The 17,621-nt window shown below is 72.6% G+C and carries 9 protein-coding genes; 6 read left to right on the top strand and 3 right to left on the bottom strand.

The features are described from left to right. Positions 1 to 60 precede the first annotated feature (60 nt). A complete protein-coding gene (locus tag VT52_RS07515; protein WP_046427581.1) occupies positions 61 to 1,422 on the bottom strand; it encodes an aspartate aminotransferase family protein in 1,362 nt (453 codons plus the stop codon). Positions 1,423 to 1,596: 174 nt separating this feature from the next. Continuing rightward, positions 1,597 to 2,820 carry a cytochrome P450 gene (locus VT52_RS07510; protein ID WP_046427578.1) on the bottom strand — a complete coding sequence of 408 codons (1,224 nt, stop codon included), beginning with the start codon at positions 2,818 to 2,820 and terminating at the stop codon, positions 1,597 to 1,599. Positions 2,821 to 3,226: 406 nt separating this feature from the next. Here VT52_RS07510 and VT52_RS07505 point away from each other — a divergent pair, with 406 nt between their 5' ends. The 6 genes from VT52_RS07505 (at position 3,227) to VT52_RS07480 (ending at position 8,246) form a co-directional block, all read left to right on the top strand. Next, entirely contained in the window at positions 3,227 to 3,499 is a 273-nt protein-coding gene (locus VT52_RS07505) for a phosphopantetheine-binding protein (protein ID WP_046427576.1), read from the top strand. Positions 3,500 to 3,520: 21 nt separating this feature from the next. After that, positions 3,521 to 4,486 (top strand): chlorinating enzyme, encoded by a 966-nt coding sequence (locus tag VT52_RS07500; RefSeq protein ID WP_046427574.1) that lies wholly within the window; start codon positions 3,521 to 3,523, stop codon positions 4,484 to 4,486. Positions 4,487 to 4,524: 38 nt separating this feature from the next. Continuing rightward, a complete protein-coding gene (locus VT52_RS07495) occupies positions 4,525 to 5,220 on the top strand; it encodes a thioesterase II family protein (RefSeq protein WP_046427572.1) in 696 nt (231 codons plus the stop codon). 45 nt (positions 5,221 to 5,265) lie between these two features. Further along, positions 5,266 to 6,585, top strand: a complete 1,320-nt coding sequence (locus VT52_RS07490) for a cation:proton antiporter (RefSeq protein ID WP_046427570.1) — start codon at positions 5,266 to 5,268, stop codon at positions 6,583 to 6,585. A 35-nt stretch (positions 6,586 to 6,620) separates the two neighbouring features. Next, positions 6,621 to 7,601, top strand: a complete 981-nt coding sequence (locus VT52_RS07485; protein ID WP_046427568.1) for a trypsin-like serine peptidase — start codon at positions 6,621 to 6,623, stop codon at positions 7,599 to 7,601. 186 nt (positions 7,602 to 7,787) lie between these two features. Continuing rightward, entirely contained in the window at positions 7,788 to 8,246 is a 459-nt protein-coding gene (locus VT52_RS07480) for a hypothetical protein (protein WP_143070847.1), read from the top strand. A gap of 77 nt (positions 8,247 to 8,323) precedes the next feature. Here VT52_RS07480 and VT52_RS07475 read toward each other — a convergent pair. Further along, a partial coding sequence (locus tag VT52_RS07475; protein WP_071387419.1) for a non-ribosomal peptide synthetase occupies positions 8,324 to 17,621 on the bottom strand: 9,298 nt, incomplete at its 5' end.

The following is a 17,621-nucleotide window of genomic DNA, read 5'->3' as shown; positions in this document are numbered from 1 at the left end:
CCCTGCGCCGCCGGACCGGGGCAGGGTGGCTCTCGTGCGGTGCGGTGACGACGGGGACGGTCACACCACGTACGCGTCGGTGACGGCCAGGGCCTCGTCGAGGACCGCCAGCCCTTCCTTCACCTCGGCCTCGGTGACCGTGCAGGGCGGGACGACGTGCGTGCGGTTCATGTGCACGAAGGGCCACAGGCCGCGCTCGCGGCAGGCGGACGTGAACCGCGCCATGGGGGCCGCGGCCGTACCGGTGGCGTTGTAGGGGACGAGGGGATCGCGGCTCGCCCGGTCACGCACCAGTTCGACCGCCCAGAAGGCGCCGAGACCGCGCACCTCGCCGACGCTGGGGTGCCGCTCGGCCAGCGCGCGCAGTCCCGGGCCGATCACCTCGGCGCCGATGCGCCGGGCACGCCCCACCACGTCCTGCGCGGACATCACCTCGATGGTCGCGACGGCGGCTGCGCAGGCGAGGGGGTGCCCGGAGTAGGTCAGGCCCCCGGGATAGGGGCGGCGGCCGAAGGTGGCCGCGATCTCCTCGCTGATCGCGACGCCACCGAGGGGCACGTACCCGGAGTTGACGCCCTTGGCGAAGGTCAGGAGATCGGGTACGACACCGAAGTGGTCGGCGGCGAACCAGGCGCCGGTGCGGCCGAAGCCGGTCATGACTTCGTCGAGGATGAACACGATGCCGTGGCGGTCGCACAGTTCGCGGACTCCCGCGAGATAGCCGGCCGGCGGCACCATGATGCCGGCGGTGCCCGGGATCGTCTCCAGGATCAGCGCCGCGATGGTGGACGGCCCTTCGAAGGCGAGGGTGTCGTCCAGGTGCTGGAGGGCCCGCTCGCACTCCTGCTCGGCGCTGTCGCTGTGGAACGGCGAGCGGTAGGGGAACGGTGCCCAGAAGCGGACGGCGCCCGCCGTTCCCTGGTCGCTCGGCCAGCGCCGCGGGTCACCGGTCAGATTGATCGCGGTACCGGTCGCGCCGTGGTAGGAGCGGTAGGCGGAGAGCACCTTGTGCCGCCCGGTGTGCAGCCGGGCGAGCCGGACGGCGTTCTCCACCGCCTCGGCGCCGCCGTTGGTGAACAGGATCCGGTTCAGCTCGCCCGGTGTGCGCTCGGCGATCAGCCGCGCTGCCTGCGACCGTGCCTCGACGGCGAACCCCGGCGCGAAGGTCGCCAGCCGGGCGGCCTGTTCCTGGACGGCCGCGACGACGGCCGGGTGCTGGTAGCCGAGGTTGGTGAAGACGAGGCCGCTGCTGAAGTCGAGGTAGCGGTTGGCGTCGTGGTCCCAGAAGTACGAGCCCTGGGCGCCGGCCACCGCGAGCGGGGCGATGAGGTCCTGGGCCGCCCAGGGGTGGAAGACGTGCGCGCGGTCGTCCGCGGTGATCTGCTCGGCGGTGCGCTCCCGCCGGGTGCGGGCAGTGGCCATGTTCCGTGTCCCTTCGTCGGTGTCGACCGCGGGCGGGCGCGCCCGGGTCCTCGGGGGCATGCGAGCGGCCCCGCGGATCGTCGGGTGACGATCCGCGGGGCCGCTCGTGGGACCGCCGGGAACTGACGGGGGATGTTCGCTCCCGCGCGGTCCGCCGTGGCGGGCGGCGGAGTGTTATCCCCGGTCCCAGGTGACCGGCAGGCTCCACAGCCCGTAGAAGGCGACCTCGTCGCGCACCGGCACGTCCTCGGGCGCGACGGCCAGGCGCAGCGTCGGGAAGCGGCGGGCCAGGGCGGGGAAGGCCACCTGGAGCTCGACCCGGGCGAGCTGCTGCGCGACGCACTGGTGGATGCCGTGGCCGAAGGACACGTGTCCGCGCGCGGAGCGGGTGATGTCGAGTTCGTCGGGCGCGCCGAACTTGTCGGCGTCGCGGTTGGCGGCGGCCGTGGACAGGGTGACCATCTCCCCGGCCTTGACGACGTGGCCGTCGATCTCCACGTCCTCGAGCGCGCTGCGCTGCAGGAACGGAAGCACCGTGGTGAAGCGGAGCAGTTCCTCCACGGCGCGCGCGACCGTCTCGTCGTCCTCGGCCTTGCCGAGCAGTGCGTACTGCTCGGGGTTGTTCAGCAGCGCGAGGACGCCGAGGGCGAGGGTGCCCGCGACCGTGTCCAGGCCCGCGCCGAGCAGGGTGAGGCCGAGGTTGATGATCTCGTCGTCGCTGAACTCGCTGGTGGCGAGCCCGCTGAACAGGTCGTCGGTGGGGTTCTCACGCTTGGCGAGCATCAGCTCGCTCATGAACCCGCGTACCGCCAGGAACGCCTTGGTCTGCTCCTCGATGGACGCCTTCTCGCGCCCCAGGGAGTGCATGTGGTCGACGAGGTCGGTGAACGCCTGCCGGTCGTCGTAGCTGAGGCCGAGCAGCTCGGCGATGACGACCCCGGGGATGCGGCGGGTGAACGCGTCGACCAGGTCGACGGTCCCCTCCCGCTGCTCCATGGCGTCGAGGCACTCGGTGGTGATCTCCTCGATGCGGTCGGTCAGCTGCCGCATCCGGCGGACGGTGAACTGACCGGTGAGCTGGCGCCGGTAGCGGGTGTGGTCCGGGGGGTCCATCAGGGCGAGGAAGCCGCGCGGCGCGGGCGGCGGGTTCTCCATCGACGGGGCGCCGGGGATGGGCGCGCGGTGGTGGTTGCTGCCGCTGCTGAAGCGGGGGTCGGCGAGGATCTGCCGGGTCAGCGCGTGGCTGGTGACCAGCCAGCCGTCCACGTCGCCCGAGTAGTGGATCCGGCTCAGGGGCGTCTTCTCCCGGATCTCGGCCAGCTGCTCGGGCGGGTTGTAGGGGCAGCCGCCGGCCCGTTCGCTGGGCAGCCAGATCGCCTCTGGGAGTACCTCGGTCATATGAATCTCCCTCACAAAATCCGCACTGTTGGCAACGACTTGATACTCCGGGAGCGAAAGGCTCCAGCGTTCCGAGGTATTCCGACTGCCCAGTACTCCGTCTCGGATCGCTTGCCGGAGCGGGCGGCTCTCACTTCATCGCAGCACCCCTGCACGCCATATTTCCGGCGGCCGCCGCGGAAGCAATCGGAATACCCCGCCCCTTCTCCTGAAAGGGGGTCGGGTGCTGCACCGAACTATAGGAGGGAAAGTCGGCAAGGGGTAGATCGCGGCTGTCGCCGGGCCGTCCGGTGTCCCGGCAACAGGACACACCTTGTTCAAATCTCCCTGCCCACAGGTATGTTCGACGTCGGTTCGACGCCAGGCAATAGGCGCTACCCATCAGAAATCGCAGAAGGATGGTCCCATGCCGTCTTCCACGAATCACGACACGACCCGGCCCCTCGACGCGGCCGAACTGGAACGCGCCACGATCGATTGGCTCCGCACAGAGCTGGAAGATCCCGAGATCTCCGCGTCGGACAACTTCCTTGACATCGGCGGACATTCACTCGCATTCGCCCGGCTCAACAGGTTCCTCGCCGATTCGTTCGCGGTGAACCTCGATATGAAGGTCGCCTACGACGAGCCCCTCTCCACGGCCGTGGCCAAGGCGCAACCGGTCCAGTCGCACGCATAGCCGAAGCAAGGAAGGCACAGCATGGCAACCAGCATCGAGCAGCGGACCCTGTCCCTGTCCGACGACGAACTCGCGTTCTTCCACAAGAACGGCTACATCGGTCCGATCACCGTCTACACCCCCGAGGAGATGGACCAGCTGTGGAAGCAGGTCCACCGGGAGACGCTGGACCGCGGCCACGCCGCGTATCCGGAGGTCGACGCGAGCGTCGGCGCGCCGAACATCTTCAACTACGACCGGCACCTCGACATCGATCTGCTCGCGGAGCACGTCTGCAATCAGAAGATCGTGGACCGCGTGGCGTCGATCCTCGGTCCCGATCTGCTCTGCTGGCGCTCGGAGTTCTTCCCCAAGTATCCCGGCGACGAGGGCACCGACTGGCACCAGGCGGACACCTTCGCCAATGCCAGCGGCAAGCCCCAGCTGCTGTGGCCCGGCGAGTCGGAGAACGACTTCGGCGCCGGCACCATCACCGTGTGGACGGCGTTCACGGACTCCACCCGCGAGAACGGCTGCCTGCAGATCATCCCGGGCACGCAGAACAAGATGAACTACGACGAGACCAAGCAGATGGAGTTCGACGAGGGGCGAATCAACGCGGAGATCAAGGACGGCGTCCCACGCGGATTCTTCGGCTACGACTACCGCCAGCTCCAGGTCGACCCCGGCTGGAAGCCGAACGAGGAGGACGCGTACTCCCTGGTCATGAAGCGCGGCCAGTGCGTCATCTTCTGGTCGACGCTCATGCACGCCTCCCTCCCCAACGTCAGCACGGGCAAGGACTACCGCATGGGCTTCGCCACGCGCTACGTCCCCACCAAGGTGCGGGTGTACCCGGACACGGACCACATCGAGGAGTACGGGGGCAGCATCTCGCTGGACAGGTGGGGCGCCGTCCTCGCCCGGGGGGCCGACGACCACGGCCACAACAGGATCGTCACCGAGACGCTCCGCGGGACGCCGATCCGTACGGTGGCGGCCCGCTGACGGCCTCGCACCGGGCCGGGACCGGTGGTGCGGACCCGATGGGGACCGAGCCGGGCAGACCCGTGATCGCCCTCGTCCCGCCGTCGTGCTGCGGAGCGGGCTACTTCCGGAGGCTGCGCCGCGCCCTGCCGGCCGGGATCGACGTCAGGGCTCTGGAACTTCCCGGGCACGGGCGCCGGTACGCGCAGGACTTCGCGACGGACGCGCGGGCCGTCGTGGCGGACGCGCTCGCGCAGCTCGGCGGCCGGGTCGACGTCGTCTACGGCGAGAGCCTCGGCGCCTACGTCGGGCTGGCCCTGGTGGCGGCGCTGGGCGAAGGGCGAGGGCCCCGCCTGGTCGTCGCCTCCAACGTGCCGCCGGCCGGCCGGCGCGTCGTGGCCGACGAGGACGTCGCGACGCCGCGGGCGGCGGTCGCGACCCTGACCGCCATGGGAGGCGTGATCCCCGACGAGGTGCTGGGCGATCCGGAGCTGCTCGTGGGGGCCTACCCGATGATCCGGGCCGATCTGCTGCTGTCCCGCTCCTTCGTCGAGACCGCCGGCGCGACGACGGTGCCGGGGGACCTGACGGTGGTGGCCGGCACGGACGACCGCTCACTGTCCGGGCTCTCCGGGTGGGCCCGGCACACGACGGGCCACTGTGCGTTCGAGCTGCTGCCCGGCGGCCACCTGCTGTCCGAGGGCAATCCCTCCGGCGTCGCCAATGTACTGCTGTCCGTCCTGTCCGGGCGATGAGTCGCCAGGTCCGCCCCGGCCACCCACCTCTTGGAGTCAGACGCCGTGACGCTCTCCACCGCTCCCGTGCCCGGCCTGTCGGACCACCAGATGCTGCTCTTCCTGCTGCAGTTGAGTCTGCTCATCACCGCGGCCACCCTGCTGGGCAGGGTGGCCGCGCGCCTGAACATGCCACCCGTGGTGGGCGAGCTGGCCTGCGGGGTGGTCCTCGGGCCCTCCCTGTTCGGCAATGTGGCTCCGGGGCTGTCCGCATGGCTGCTGCCGCGCGATCCGGAACAGACGCATCTGCTGAACGCGGTCTCCCAGCTGGGGGTGCTGCTGCTGGTGGCCATCACCGGTGCCCACATCGATCTGGGGCTGCTGCGGCGCGAGCGCCGTACCGTCGGCCTGGTCAGCGTCGGGAGCGTGCTGCTGCCGCTGGCTCTCGGGTTCGCCCTGGGCCTGCTGCTGCCGGTCTCGATGGCGGGCGGTGCGGGTGGTGAGGTGACCTTCGCCCTGTTCATCGGCGTGGCCGTGGCGGTGAGCGCCCTTCCGGTGATCGCCAAGACGCTGCTCGACATGGGTCTCCTGCACCGCGACGTGGGCCAGATGATCGTCGGCTCGGCCGCCGTCAGCGACATCGTCGGATGGCTGCTGCTCTCGGTCGTCTCGGCGATGGCGACGCACGGCCTGCGCGCGGGTGTGCTCGCCGAGTCCGCCGGCTGCCTCCTGCTCGTACTGGCCGCCACCGTCCTCGTCCTGCGTCCGCTGGCCGCCCGGGTGCTGCGCCCGCTGGAACACGCACAGCCCGGCCTCGGACTCTCCGCCGTCGTCGTGCTGATCCTGCTGTCGGCCGCGGGGACCCACGCGCTGGGCATGGAGCCCGTGCTCGGAGCCTTCCTGTGCGGCATCGTGGTGGGTTCCCTCGGCGGGGCCGGCCGCCGGTCCCTCGACTCCCTACGGACCTTCGTCATGGCGACGCTGGCTCCGCTCTTCCTCGCGGCGTCCGGGCTCCAGGTGGATCTGACCACGCTGGCCCGCCCCCCGGTGCTGCTCGCCGCGGTGGTCACGCTGGCCGTGGCCGTCGGAGCCAAGTTCGCCGGGGGCTATCTGGGGGCCCGTGCGGGACGCCTCGGCCACACGGAGTCCGTCGCCATCGGGGCCGGACTCAACGCACGCGGACTGGTGGAGATCGTGCTGGCCTCGGTGGGGCTGAGCCTCGGCGTCCTGAACACCGCCTCGTACACCGTGATCGTGCTCGTCGCCGTCGTGACCTCGGTCATGGCCCCGCCCGTCCTGCGTCACACCACGAGCCGCATCGCCACCACCCCGGCCGAGGCCGAACGCCAACGCGAGTTCACGGACCGGCTCGCGCGGGCCGGCTGATCCGGCCGACCAGCCATCGAACGGAGTTCTTCGTCATGCCCTCTCGACCATCGGCCCGCGGCCCCCTGCGCCGGCTGCGGCATCTGCGAGCCGGGCTGCTCGCCCTGTGCCTCGCCGCCGTCACCGCGGTCGGCTCCACCGGGCCGGCCGACGCCGCCCCGCGCGCGGCGAACGTGCATCGCGCGATCGTGGACGTGCCCGGCGCCGGCGCCCGGTCCGAACAGGCGCGCCGGAGCGCCCTGCTCACCCACTGGACACCCGGACGCATCGCCAGGGCCCTGGCGAACGAGGCCGGCACCGAGGCGGGTGCGCTGCCCCGGGCCCGGCAGGCCGCGGCCGAGGGGCCGCGTTCCACCGCGGTGGGCAAACTCGTCTTCGAACACGCCGACGGGAAGCCCGACGCCTGCACCGGCACCGTCGTGAACAGCGAGTCCGAGGTCCTGGTCCTGACGGCGGCGCACTGCCTGCACGACGGTCCCGGCGGCACCTGGACCAAGAACCAGGTCTTCTATCCTGCCTTCCACGACGGCACCGCGCCCTACGGCGGGTTCACCGCGTGGAACACAGCCACCTCCCCCTTCTGGAGCAGCGGCGACAAGCCCGACTACGAGCACGACTACGGCATGATCGCCGTCAACGACAACGCGAGCGGCCAGACCCCTCTGGAGGCCGCCGGCGGCTACCAGATCGTGCCGGACATGCGCACCGGGGAGCAGGTCTCCCTCATCGGCTACTCGGGTCCGCCCTACGACGGCGACCACCAGGAGTTCTGCCAGGATCTGGTGGAGCCCACGGTCCCGCCCCTGAACATGTGGCAGGTGGAGTGCCCCGACATGACGCCGGGTTCCAGTGGCGGTCCCTGGCTCCTGGACTACGACTACGACACCGGTACGGGCTACATCGGCGGGCTGAACAGCATCAACGACACCGGTGACTTCATGGCCTCGCCCCGCTTCGACTCCGACATGCAGAAGTTCTACGCTCTGATGGAACAGATCGGCGAGGCCCGGCCCTGAGGGTGGTCCGCGGCCGGGCGAAAGGCGCAGCAAGCCGTGCTCTTCCCGGACCCGACGCCGCACAGCCGGCCCGCGACCCATCCCGACGGCGGCTGGGGAGCCCGGCGCCCCCGCCTGCCCGCGCCACCGCTCGACGCCGCCGGAGCGCGGTGTGACGAGGACTCGGCTCCCGTCACACTGCGCTCCTTGGTGTTGTCCGGCCAGGAGGAGGACGAGCCCCGCGCGATACGCGCGGGGCTGCTCTCGCTCCTGGGGACGTCGTCGGCCGCCGCGCCCGGTGACCTCGTCGTCGACGACGGGCCGTGTCCGTACTGTGCCCGGCACCACGCCCTGGTGGCGACGTCTCCCACGGGTCGGCGGACCTACTTCGCCGTGGTACGGCACACGCGGCTGGTCGTGTACGCCGTGAGCCCCTTCCCCGTCGGGCTCGGGCTCGCCGTCGAGGACGCGGACCACCCCGGCCGGGCCCGCAGGCCGGCCCGGCTCAGGGCACAGCGGGGCTCCGTCTCCCGGGGCCGGTGCGTGCGGCCTCGTGACGGCCGCGTGGAGTACCTGGTGCGCTACGTCGAAGCGGAGCCTTCGTCGGACTGCGTCGTCTCCGTGGTGTGGGAGGTTCCGCACGCTCCCGCGCCCAGCGGGTCGTGAGGCCGCGCGCCGCGGCGGCCGAGGCCCCCTAGAAACCGCCGTGGCGGTTTCTAGGGGGCCTCGGCCCGTGACGGGGCTCAGTCCTCGTCCAGCGCCCGTCCGATGACCGCCGCGATCGCCGCGGCGGGCTCCGGAAGGTGCATCGCGTGGTGGCTGCACTCGATCTCGTGCTCCTCGATCCCGCCGAGGACGTACGGCTTCCAGTGCTCCGCGATGGCCTCGGGCGAGTCCACCGTGGCGCTGAAGAACAGCGCCTTGCCGCTGAAGACCGGCGAGGTGAACCGGCGCATCAGCGCGAGGTGCTCGATCTGGATGCCGGTCATGCGGTCCACGAGCGCCTCGTGGTCGGCCATCGCGACGTAGGCCTCGAACATGCCGCGCACCTCGGCCTCGGGGGCGTCCTTGCCGGCCGCGAAGAACGTGCTCGGCGCACAGTCCAGCAGCGCCAGCAGGGCGACCTGGTGTCCGCGCCGCTCCAGTTCACCGGCGACCGCGTGGGCCAGGGTGCCACCGAAGGACCAGCCGGCGAGGTGGAAGGGCCCCTCGGGCTGGACGGCGAGCAGCTGCGCCACGTAGTCCGCGACCATCTCCTCGATCGACCGGGGCAGCGGGTCGGTCCCGTCCAGTCCCCGGGCCTGGATGCCGTAGCTCGGCCGGTCGGCCGGCAGGTGCGGGGCGAAGCCCATGTAGCACCAGCTCAGACCGCCGCCGGGGTGGAACCACCACACCGGCGGCCGCTCGCCGCCCGCCTTGAGCGGCAGCACCACCGCGTACGGATCGGCGGACTGGCCGGCGTCGGCACCGGAAGCCAGCCGCCGCGCCAGCCCCGCCGCCGTCGGGGTCTCGAAGACCGCGCGCAGCGGCAGGCGCACGCCCAGCAGCATCAGGATCCTGTTGGTCAGCCTCGTGACGAGCAGCGAGTGACCACCGAGGTCGAAGAAGGAGTCGTCGACCCCGACCCGCCGGACACCGAGCGTCTCGGCGAACAGGCCGCACAGCACTTCCTCCTGCGGGGTGCGCGGGGCCCGGTAGGCGCCCGTTCCGAGAGCCGGTTCCGGAAGCGCCGCGCGGTCGAGCTTGCCGTTGGGGGTGAGCGGCATGCGCTCCAGGACCACGAACGCGCTCGGCACCATGTAGTCGGGCAGGCGCCCGGCCAGCTCCTCGCGGAGCCGGTCCGCGGTGACCTCCTCGCGCGGACCGTGCGCGGTGACGTAGGCGGCCAGGTACCGCCCCGTGCCGTGGTTCTCGCGTGCGACGACCACGGCCTGGGCGACCGGGGCGCAGGCCGTCAGGGCCGCCTCCACCTCTCCGGGCTCGATGCGCATACCCCGGATCTTGACCTGGTGGTCGCTGCGCCCCGCGTACTCCAGTTGCCCGTCGGCGTTCCAGCGGGCCAGGTCGCCGGTGCGGTACATCCGGGTGCCCGGCGCGCCGTGGGGATCGGCGACGAACCGTTCGCCGGTGAGCGCGCCGCGGCCGTGGTAGCCGCGTCCCAGGCACGCTCCCGCCACGTACAACTCGCCGACGACGCCCACCGGAACGGGTTCGAGGCCCGCGTTGAGGACGTAGGTGCGCACGCCTCCGAGCGGGGCTCCGACGGGGGCGCTCGCCCCCGTCCCGGGTCCCGAACCGGCGGACCAGAGCGTCGCGTAGAACGACTCGCTCTGCCCGTACGCGTTGACGACACGGGCGTCCGGCATTCGCCGCGCGATCCGTTCCACGAGGGTGTCCGGGAGCGCCTCGCCGGCGAAGACGAGGGTGCGGGCGTCGATGTCGGCCCCCAGTTCCAGCAGTTCCGCGAAGACGGAGGGAACGGTGCTGACGATGTCCGCGCCGCGGCCCGCGCCCTCGGCGAGCACCAGGGCGTCACGGACCAGTTCGACGCCGGCGCCGGTGGTCAGCGCGGTGAACATCTCGAACACGGAGACGTCGAAATTGACGGAGGTCCCGGCCAGCATGCGCAGGCCGGGGCCGACCTTCAGCGATCCGGCGAGCTGTGCGACGCCGTTGGTCACGTTGCCGTGGGTGATCGCGACACCCTTCGGGGTACCGGTCGAGCCGGAGGTGTACATCACGTAGGCCGCGTTGTCCGGGCGCAGCACCGCGGCGGCGGGTGTCCCGTCGCTCTCCTCGTCGAGGAGGGTGCCGACGTGCAGGCGCGGGACGTCGCCGGCCGGGAGCACCGCCTCGGTCGCGGCGTCCGTCAGGACCCACCGGGGCCGTGCGTGGGACAGGACGTAGGCCAGCCTGCCGCTGGGATAGGCCGGATCGATGGGCAGGTAGGCGCCGCCCGCCTTGAGCACGCCGAGCAGCGCGGCCACCAGGCGCGGGGTGCGGGGCAGGGCGACGGCCACCACCGTCTCGGGCCGCACGCCCCTGCGCACGAGGGCGTGCGCCACCCGGTCCGCCATCGCGTCGAGTTCCCGGTACGTCAGTGCCGTACCGTCGCAGACCAGCGCGACCGCGTCCGGGGTCGCGGCCACCTGCCGGGCGAAGGCCTCCGGGATCGTGGCCGGGGCGGGTCCGGGCGCCGCCCCGTTCCACCGGTCGAGCAGCAGCTGCCGCTCCGCGGGGGCGAGAAGCTCCAGGCGACCGGTCCGGGTGCCGGGGTCGGCGGCCGCCTGGCAGAGGACCCGCGCGAAGCGTTCGGCGATGCCCTCGGCCTCGGACTCCTCGAAGAGGCCCCGCTGGTAGTGGAGGGTCAGGCGCAGATGGGGCTCGGTCACCGCGATGACCGTCACCGGGTAGTGGGTGCCCGAGAACGGGCGGATGCCGGTGACCGCCAGCTCACTGCTCGCCCCCGCGGCGCCGAGGCCCGCCTGGTCCACCGGGTACGACTCGAACGCGATCATGGTGTCGAACAGGACGCTCAGGCCGGTGTCGCGGTGCAGGGCGGTCAGCCCGTAGTGGTGGTGGTCGAGGAGCGCGGCCTGCCGGCTCTGCAGCCCGGTGAACACCTCGGCGAGGCTCTGCTCGGGGGCGCAGGTGACGCGCACCGGAAGGGTGTTGATGAACAGGCCGACCATGGAGTCGGCTCCGGGCAGGGTCGCCGGCCGCCCCGAGACGGTGGCGCCGAAGACCACGTCCTGACGGCCCGTCAGGCCCGCGAGGACCAGCGCCCAGCTGCCCTGTACCAGGGTGTTGACGGTGACGCCGAGTTCGGCCGCCCGGCGTGCCAGCGTCTCGGCGTCGCCGGCCGGCAGGGGGACGTCGAGCATGCCGATGCCGTCCTGGTCGCGCCGCTGACGGGACTCGGCGAGCAGGGTGGGCTCCTCGACTCCCTCCAGTTCGCTCGCCCATGCCTGGGCCGCGGCGGCCGGCTCCTGCGCGGCGAGCCAGACCAGGAAGTCCCGGAAGCCACGGACCTGGGGCAGCGCCGTCGCGTCGCCGTGACCGGCGTACAGCCGCAGCAGGTCCTGCAGCAGGACGGGCAGCGACCAGCCGTCGAACAGCGTGTGGTGGGCGGTCAGGACGAGGTGGCTGACCGTGTCGGCCGTCCGCACGAGGGTCATGCGCAGCAGCGGCGGACGTGCCGGGTCGAAGTTGGTGCGCAGGTCCTGGGCGAGGAGTTCGTCGTACGCGTCCTCGCGCGCCGCCCGGTCCGCGAGGGGACGGAAGTCGGCTTCCCGCCATGGCAGTTCGACGCCGTCGACGACGAGCTGGACGTGTCCGCCACCGGTGTCGGGGACGAAGGCGGCCCTGAGGTTGGGGTACCGGTCCAGGAGCGCCTGTCCGGCCGCGCGCAGCCGGCCGGGGTCGACCGGGCCGGTGAGCTCGAAGGCCAGCTGCATGTTGTAGGCGTCGAAGGCGGCGTCGGCGAGCTGCGCGTGGAAGAGCAGCCCGGACTGCAGCGGCGTCAGCGGCCACACGTCGGACAGGCCCGGATAGGCCTTGCGCCACACGTCGAGTTCCATCTGGCCGACCTGGACCAGCGGCAGGTCGGACGGCGTGAGGCCACCCGCCCGGGGGTCGCTGCGCACATGGTGGGCGAGCGCCGTGAGCGCCTCGACCCACAGGTCGGCGAGCTCCCGGACGTCGGCCGCGCGCAGGATCGTGGCCGGGAAGCTGAAGACCGCACCCAGCAGGGGGCCTTCGTCGGTCTCGGAGGCGACGGCGGTGACGTCCAGGACCGACATCGCGGGCATGTCGGCGTCGAGATCGGCCATCACGCCGCCCTCGGGTGCCTGGGTCCAGCCGAGGCCCCGCAGCTCCTCGGGCATGTCCGTGGCGGAGAACCGGCCCAGGTAGTTGAAGCCGATCTGCCCTTCCGGGAAGGCGGACAGTTCGCGGGCCGTCCGCTCGTTGAGGTGGCGCAGCAGGCCGAAGCCCATGCCCTTGTCCGGGATCGCCCGCAGCTGCTCCTTGACCGCCTTGACGGCCCGGCCCGCGGCGTCACCCCCGGCCAGCGCCTCGGCGAGGTCGCAGCCCGCGACGTCCAGGCGCATCGGGAACATGCTGGTGAACCAGCCGACGGTACGCGAGAGGTCCGCGCCCGGCACCACGTCCTCCTCGCGTCCATGGCCCTCCATGCGCAGCAGGGCCGACGTCTCGGTGACACCGCGCCGCGACCGCCACGTCGCCAGCGCCAGGGCGAGCGCCGTGAGCAGGCCGTCGTTCGGGCCGCCGTGGAAGGCGGCAGGCAACGCGGTCAGCACCGTCTCGGTGACGTCGGCCGGCACGGAGACCTGGAGCCGTTCCACGGTGGCCATGGTGTCCACCGTCGGGTCGATGCGCCGTTCGCCGAGCAGCGGATCGGGGCCGTCCAGCATGGCGCGCCAGAGCGGGAGTTCGGCGGTGCGTCCGGGACGGGCCGCCTCCTCGGCGAGGGCGTGCGTCCACCGGCGCGCGGACGTCCCCACCGGGGCGAGGACCGGGGCGCGGCCGGCGTGCGCCTGCTCCCAGGCCGCGGCCAGGTCGGGCAGCAGGATGCGCCAGGACACGCCGTCGACGACCAGGTGGTGCAGGACCACGAGGAGCCGGCCCGCGTCGCCGTCCTCCGGGTCGAACCAGACGAGTTGTGCCATCCGGCCGGCCGCCGGGTCGAGCCGGCCCGTGGCGGCGTCCAGCTCCGCGGCCAACTGCGCGCGCCAGGACTCCGTCCGCCACTGCCCCGTGCAGGGCACCCGGCGGATCAGTTCGGCCGCGACGGCCGAGCCCGGCGCGTCGACCACGAGCCCGGCTTCCTCTTCCCCGGCTCCCCCGCCGGTGACCAGGCGGGCGCGCAGCACGTCATGGGTGTCGAGGACGGCCTGCACGGTCGCCGCCAGAGTGGCGTCGTCGGCCTCCTGGGGCAGGGTGAGCACCATCGACTGCTGGAACCTGTCGTAGCCGCCGCCGAGTTCGAGCATGTAGCGGCCGGCCGGCGGCAACGGGGACCAGCCGGTGCCGCCGCCCTCCAGCTCGGTCAGGACCGCGGCCTCGCTCCGCGCTCCCAGATCGCGGGCCACCTCGGCGAGCCGGGCGACCGTACGGTGCTCGAACACGTCGCGGGGGCTGACCTCGATGCCCCGGGCGCGGGCCTGCGCGACGACCTGGATGGAGCGGATGCTGTCGCCGCCGACGGTGAAGAAGTCGTCGTCGACACCGACCCGGTCCGCACCGAGCACCGCGGCGAAGATCTCGCACAGCGCCCGCTCGCGCGCGGTTGCGGGCGCGCGGAAGTCCGTGTCGCCGAGGACGGGCGCGGGCAGCGCCCGCCGGTCGAGCTTGCCGTTGGGATCCAGGGGGAAGCGGTCCAGGACCACGAAGGCCGACGGCACCATGAACTCCGGGAGCCGGCCGGCGACGAATCGGCGCAGTTCCTCGACGTCCGGCCCGTTCCCGGACCGCTCGCCCGCCGGGACGACGTAGCCCACCAGCTGCCGGCCGCCCCCCTCGGCGCGCAGTTGCCGCATCTGGACCACGGCCCGGCGCACCTCGGGGTGCGCGACGAGCGCGGCCTCGATCTCACCGGGCTCGATCCGGAATCCGCGGATCTTCATCTGGGTGTCGCCGCGGCCCAGGTACTCCAGCTGTCCGTCCGGGGTCCACCGCACCAGGTCACCGGTGCGGTACATGCGCTCCCCCACGGGCCCGAAGGGGTCCGCGACGAAGCGTTCGGCGGTGATGCCGGGCCGGTTGTGGTAGCCGCGGCCCACCGCTCCGGCGACGTACAGCTCGCCCGTCACCCCGACCGGTACGGGCACGAGTCCCGGGCCGAGGACGTAGGTGCGCATATTGCCGAGCGGGGCACCGATGGGCACGTTGCCGGTGCCGCTCCAGCCGTCGGGAATCTCGAAGGTGGTGGCGTAGAAGTCCTCGGTCTGCCCGTAGGCCTGCACGAGCCGGGCCCGGGGGATGGCGCTGCGCACCTTGTCCAGGAGCGCGGCGGGCAGGCTGTCACCGCCCAGGACCACCGTGTCCACGTCCATCTTCCCGGCGACGGTGTCGAGGATCTCCGAGAACACCGAGGGCACGGCCTGCAGCGAACCGCCCTGCCAGCCGTCACGCTCGGCCAGCTCCAGGACGTCCCGGACGACCTCGACGCATGCGCCGCGGCTGAGCGCGGTGAACACCTCGAAGGCCGAGACGTCGAAGTTGACCGAGGTGGCGCCCAGCATGCGCGAGCCCGCCCGCACGTCGACGACGTCGGCGAGGCGCAGCACGCCGTTGACGAGGTTGGCGTGGTGGATGGCGACGCCCTTCGGGTTCCCGGTGGAGCCGGACGTGTACATCACGTACGCCAGGCTGTCCGGCCCCCAGGAGGCGGGGCGTTCGCCCGGGTGGAGCGCGGAGCCGTCCCCGGAGGCGAGGTCGAGCCGGTCGAGGTGCAGGCAGACGGCGTCGTTCGCGGGCAGGACGTCCGCGGTCCGGGTGTCCGTGACGATCACGTCGGGGCGGGCGTCGGCGAGGACGAAGTCCAGGCGCGTGCTGGGATAGCGCGGGTCGATCGGCAGGTAGGCGGCGCCCGACTTGAGGATGCCCAGCATGCCGACCACGAGTTCCGCGTCGCGGGGCAGGGCGAGGCCGACGATGGACTCCGGGCCCTGGCCCGCCCGGATGAGTTCCCGCGCGAGCCGGTTGGCGCGCTCGTCCAGCTCGCGGTACGTCCAGGAGACCCCGCCGCCGGCCACGGCGACGGCGTCCGGGGTACGGGCGGCCTGCTCCTCGAACAGTCCGGGGATCGTCTGAGCGGGCAGCGGGGCCGAGGTGTCGTTCCACCGGACGACCACCTGTTCGCGTTCGCTGTCCGAGAGGAGATCGACTCCGTCCACCCGGTCCCCGGGAGCGGCGGTGACCTGCCGCAGCACGCGCACGAAACGCTCGGCGAGGGTGGTCGCCGTGCTGCGGTCGAAGAGGTCCGCCGCGTACTCCAGGCTGCCGTGGACGCCGCGCCCGGCTCCGGTGTCGTACTCGGTCAGGCCGAAGAACAGGTCGAACTTGGCGGAGTCGGCGTCCACCGGCTCGTAGCCGAGCCGCAGGCCGTCGAGTTCGAAGTCGGGCCGGCTGATGTTCTGCCAGGCCAGCATCACCTGGAAGAGGGGGTGGTAGGCGGTGGAGCGCTCGGGGTTGAGCAGTTCCACCAGCCGCTCGAACGGCACGTCCTGGTTGTCGTACGCCGTCAGCGCCTTCTCCCGCACCCGGGAGAGCACGTCGGTGAACGACGGGCCGCCGGACAGGTCGGCGCGCAGCACCCAGGTGTTGGCGAAGAACCCGACGAGACCGGCGAGGGCCTCGTCCGTGCGGCCGGCGATCGGCGAGCCGATGGTGATGTCGTCGCCGGCGCCGAGCTGCCGGAGCAGCACCGCCAGGGCGGACTGCAGCACCATGGACACGGTCGCGCCCTCGCGGACGGCCAGTTCCTCGACTCGGCTGAGGAGTTCCGGCTCCACGGCGAAGGCCACGCGGTCGCCGCGGTGGCTCGCCACGGGCGGCCGCGGCCGGTCCGTCGGCAGCTGCAGCGGCTGCGGAACGCCCGCCAGCTCGGCCTTCCAGTAGCCGTACTGTTCGAAGGCACGGCTGGTGGGGTCGTTCTCGTCACCGAGCAGCTTCTCCTGCCACAGCGCGTAGTCCACGTATTGCACGGCGAGCGGCTGCCACCGCGGCGCCTCGCCCGCGAGGCGGGCCCGGTAGGCGGCCACCAGGTCCTTCGACAGGGGCGCCATCGACTCACCGTCACCGGCGATGTGGTGCACCACGAGGACCAGCACGTGCTCGTCCTCGGCGACCTCGAACAGCGAGGCCCGCAGGGGGATCTCCCCGGCCAGGTCGAAGGCGTGGGCGGCGGCCCGCGCGACGCGCCCGGACACCTCCTCGGGCGCGATCCGCGCCACCGGCATGTCCAGCGCGAACTCCCCCTCCGCGAGCACCCGCTGGAAGGGGACGCCCGCGGCGTCCGCGGACACGGTCGTGCGCAGGCTCTCGTGCCGGGCCACCACGTCCCGCGTCGCGGCCCGCAGCGCGGCCACGTCCAGGGCGCCGGTCAGCCGCAGTACGACGGGGATGTTGTAGGTGGCGCTCGGGCCCGCGAACTGGTCGAGGAACCACAGGCGCCGCTGGGCGTACGACAACGGCAGCCGCTCCGGCCGGTCCTGGGCCTCCAGCGCCGGCCGGGCCCGGTCCGCGACGACCAGCCGGGTCGCCAGGGTGGCCACCGTGGGCGCCTCGAACACGGCACGGACGCCGAGCTCGGCACCGAATCCGGTGCGGATCCTCGCGACGAGCTTGGTGGCGAGCAGCGAGTGGCCGCCGAGGTCGAAGAAGGAGTCGTCGACACCGATCGTGCCGGCCGCGAGGCCGAGGACGTCGGCGAAGGCCGCGCGGAGGGTCTCCTCGAGCGCGGTGCGCGGCGCGCGGAAGGCGGAACCCGCGGCGAACTCCGGCTCGGGCAGGGCCTCGCGGTCGAGCTTGCCGCTGGTGTTCAGCGGGAACGCGTCCAGGACGACGACGCCCGCGGGGACCATGTAGTCGGGCAGCCGCTCGGCCACGAACTCCCGGACGGCGACGGGTTCGGGGGCCGTGGCCGGATCGGCGGGGACGACGTAGCCGACCAGACGCGTGCCTCCTGAGGGGGTCTCGCGGGCGAGGACGGCGGCGCTGCCGACCTGCGGGTGGGCGGCCAGCGCCGCCTCCACCTCGCCCGGCTCGATCCGGAAGCCGCGCACCTTGACCTGGTCGTCGGCCCGGCCGATGTAGTCCAGTTCGCCCCGGGCGTTCCACCGCACCAGGTCGCCGGTCCGGTAGAGGCGCCGCCCGCCGCCGGCGGGGTCGGCGACGAAACGGGCCGCGGTCAGGGCCGGTTCGCCGGTGTAGCCGCGGGCCAGGCCGTGACCGGCGACGTACAGTTCGCCGACCGTGCCCGGGAGGACGGGCCGCAGTCGCGCGTCCAGGACGTGC

The organism is Streptomyces malaysiense (assembly GCF_000980885.2).
GTDB classification, from domain to species: Bacteria; Actinomycetota; Actinomycetes; order Streptomycetales; family Streptomycetaceae; genus Streptomyces; species Streptomyces malaysiense.
Note: the sequence above shows the minus strand (reverse complement) of the source record. Positions and strands in the feature narration are given on the sequence as shown.

What these genes read in the sequence shown, in the direction of transcription:
- VT52_RS07510 (WP_046427578.1), bottom strand. Translation starts at nt 2,820, where the DNA reads ATGACCGAGGTACTCCCAGAGGCGATCTGGCTGCCCAGCGAACGGGCC.
- VT52_RS07500 (WP_046427574.1), top strand. Translation starts at nt 3,521, where the DNA reads ATGGCAACCAGCATCGAGCAGCGGACCCTGTCCCTGTCCGACGACGAA.
- VT52_RS07505 (WP_046427576.1), top strand. Translation starts at nt 3,227, where the DNA reads ATGCCGTCTTCCACGAATCACGACACGACCCGGCCCCTCGACGCGGCC.
- VT52_RS07495 (WP_046427572.1), top strand. Translation starts at nt 4,525, where the DNA reads ATGGGGACCGAGCCGGGCAGACCCGTGATCGCCCTCGTCCCGCCGTCG.
- VT52_RS07515 (WP_046427581.1), bottom strand. Translation starts at nt 1,422, where the DNA reads ATGGCCACTGCCCGCACCCGGCGGGAGCGCACCGCCGAGCAGATCACC.
- VT52_RS07485 (WP_046427568.1), top strand. Translation starts at nt 6,621, where the DNA reads ATGCCCTCTCGACCATCGGCCCGCGGCCCCCTGCGCCGGCTGCGGCAT.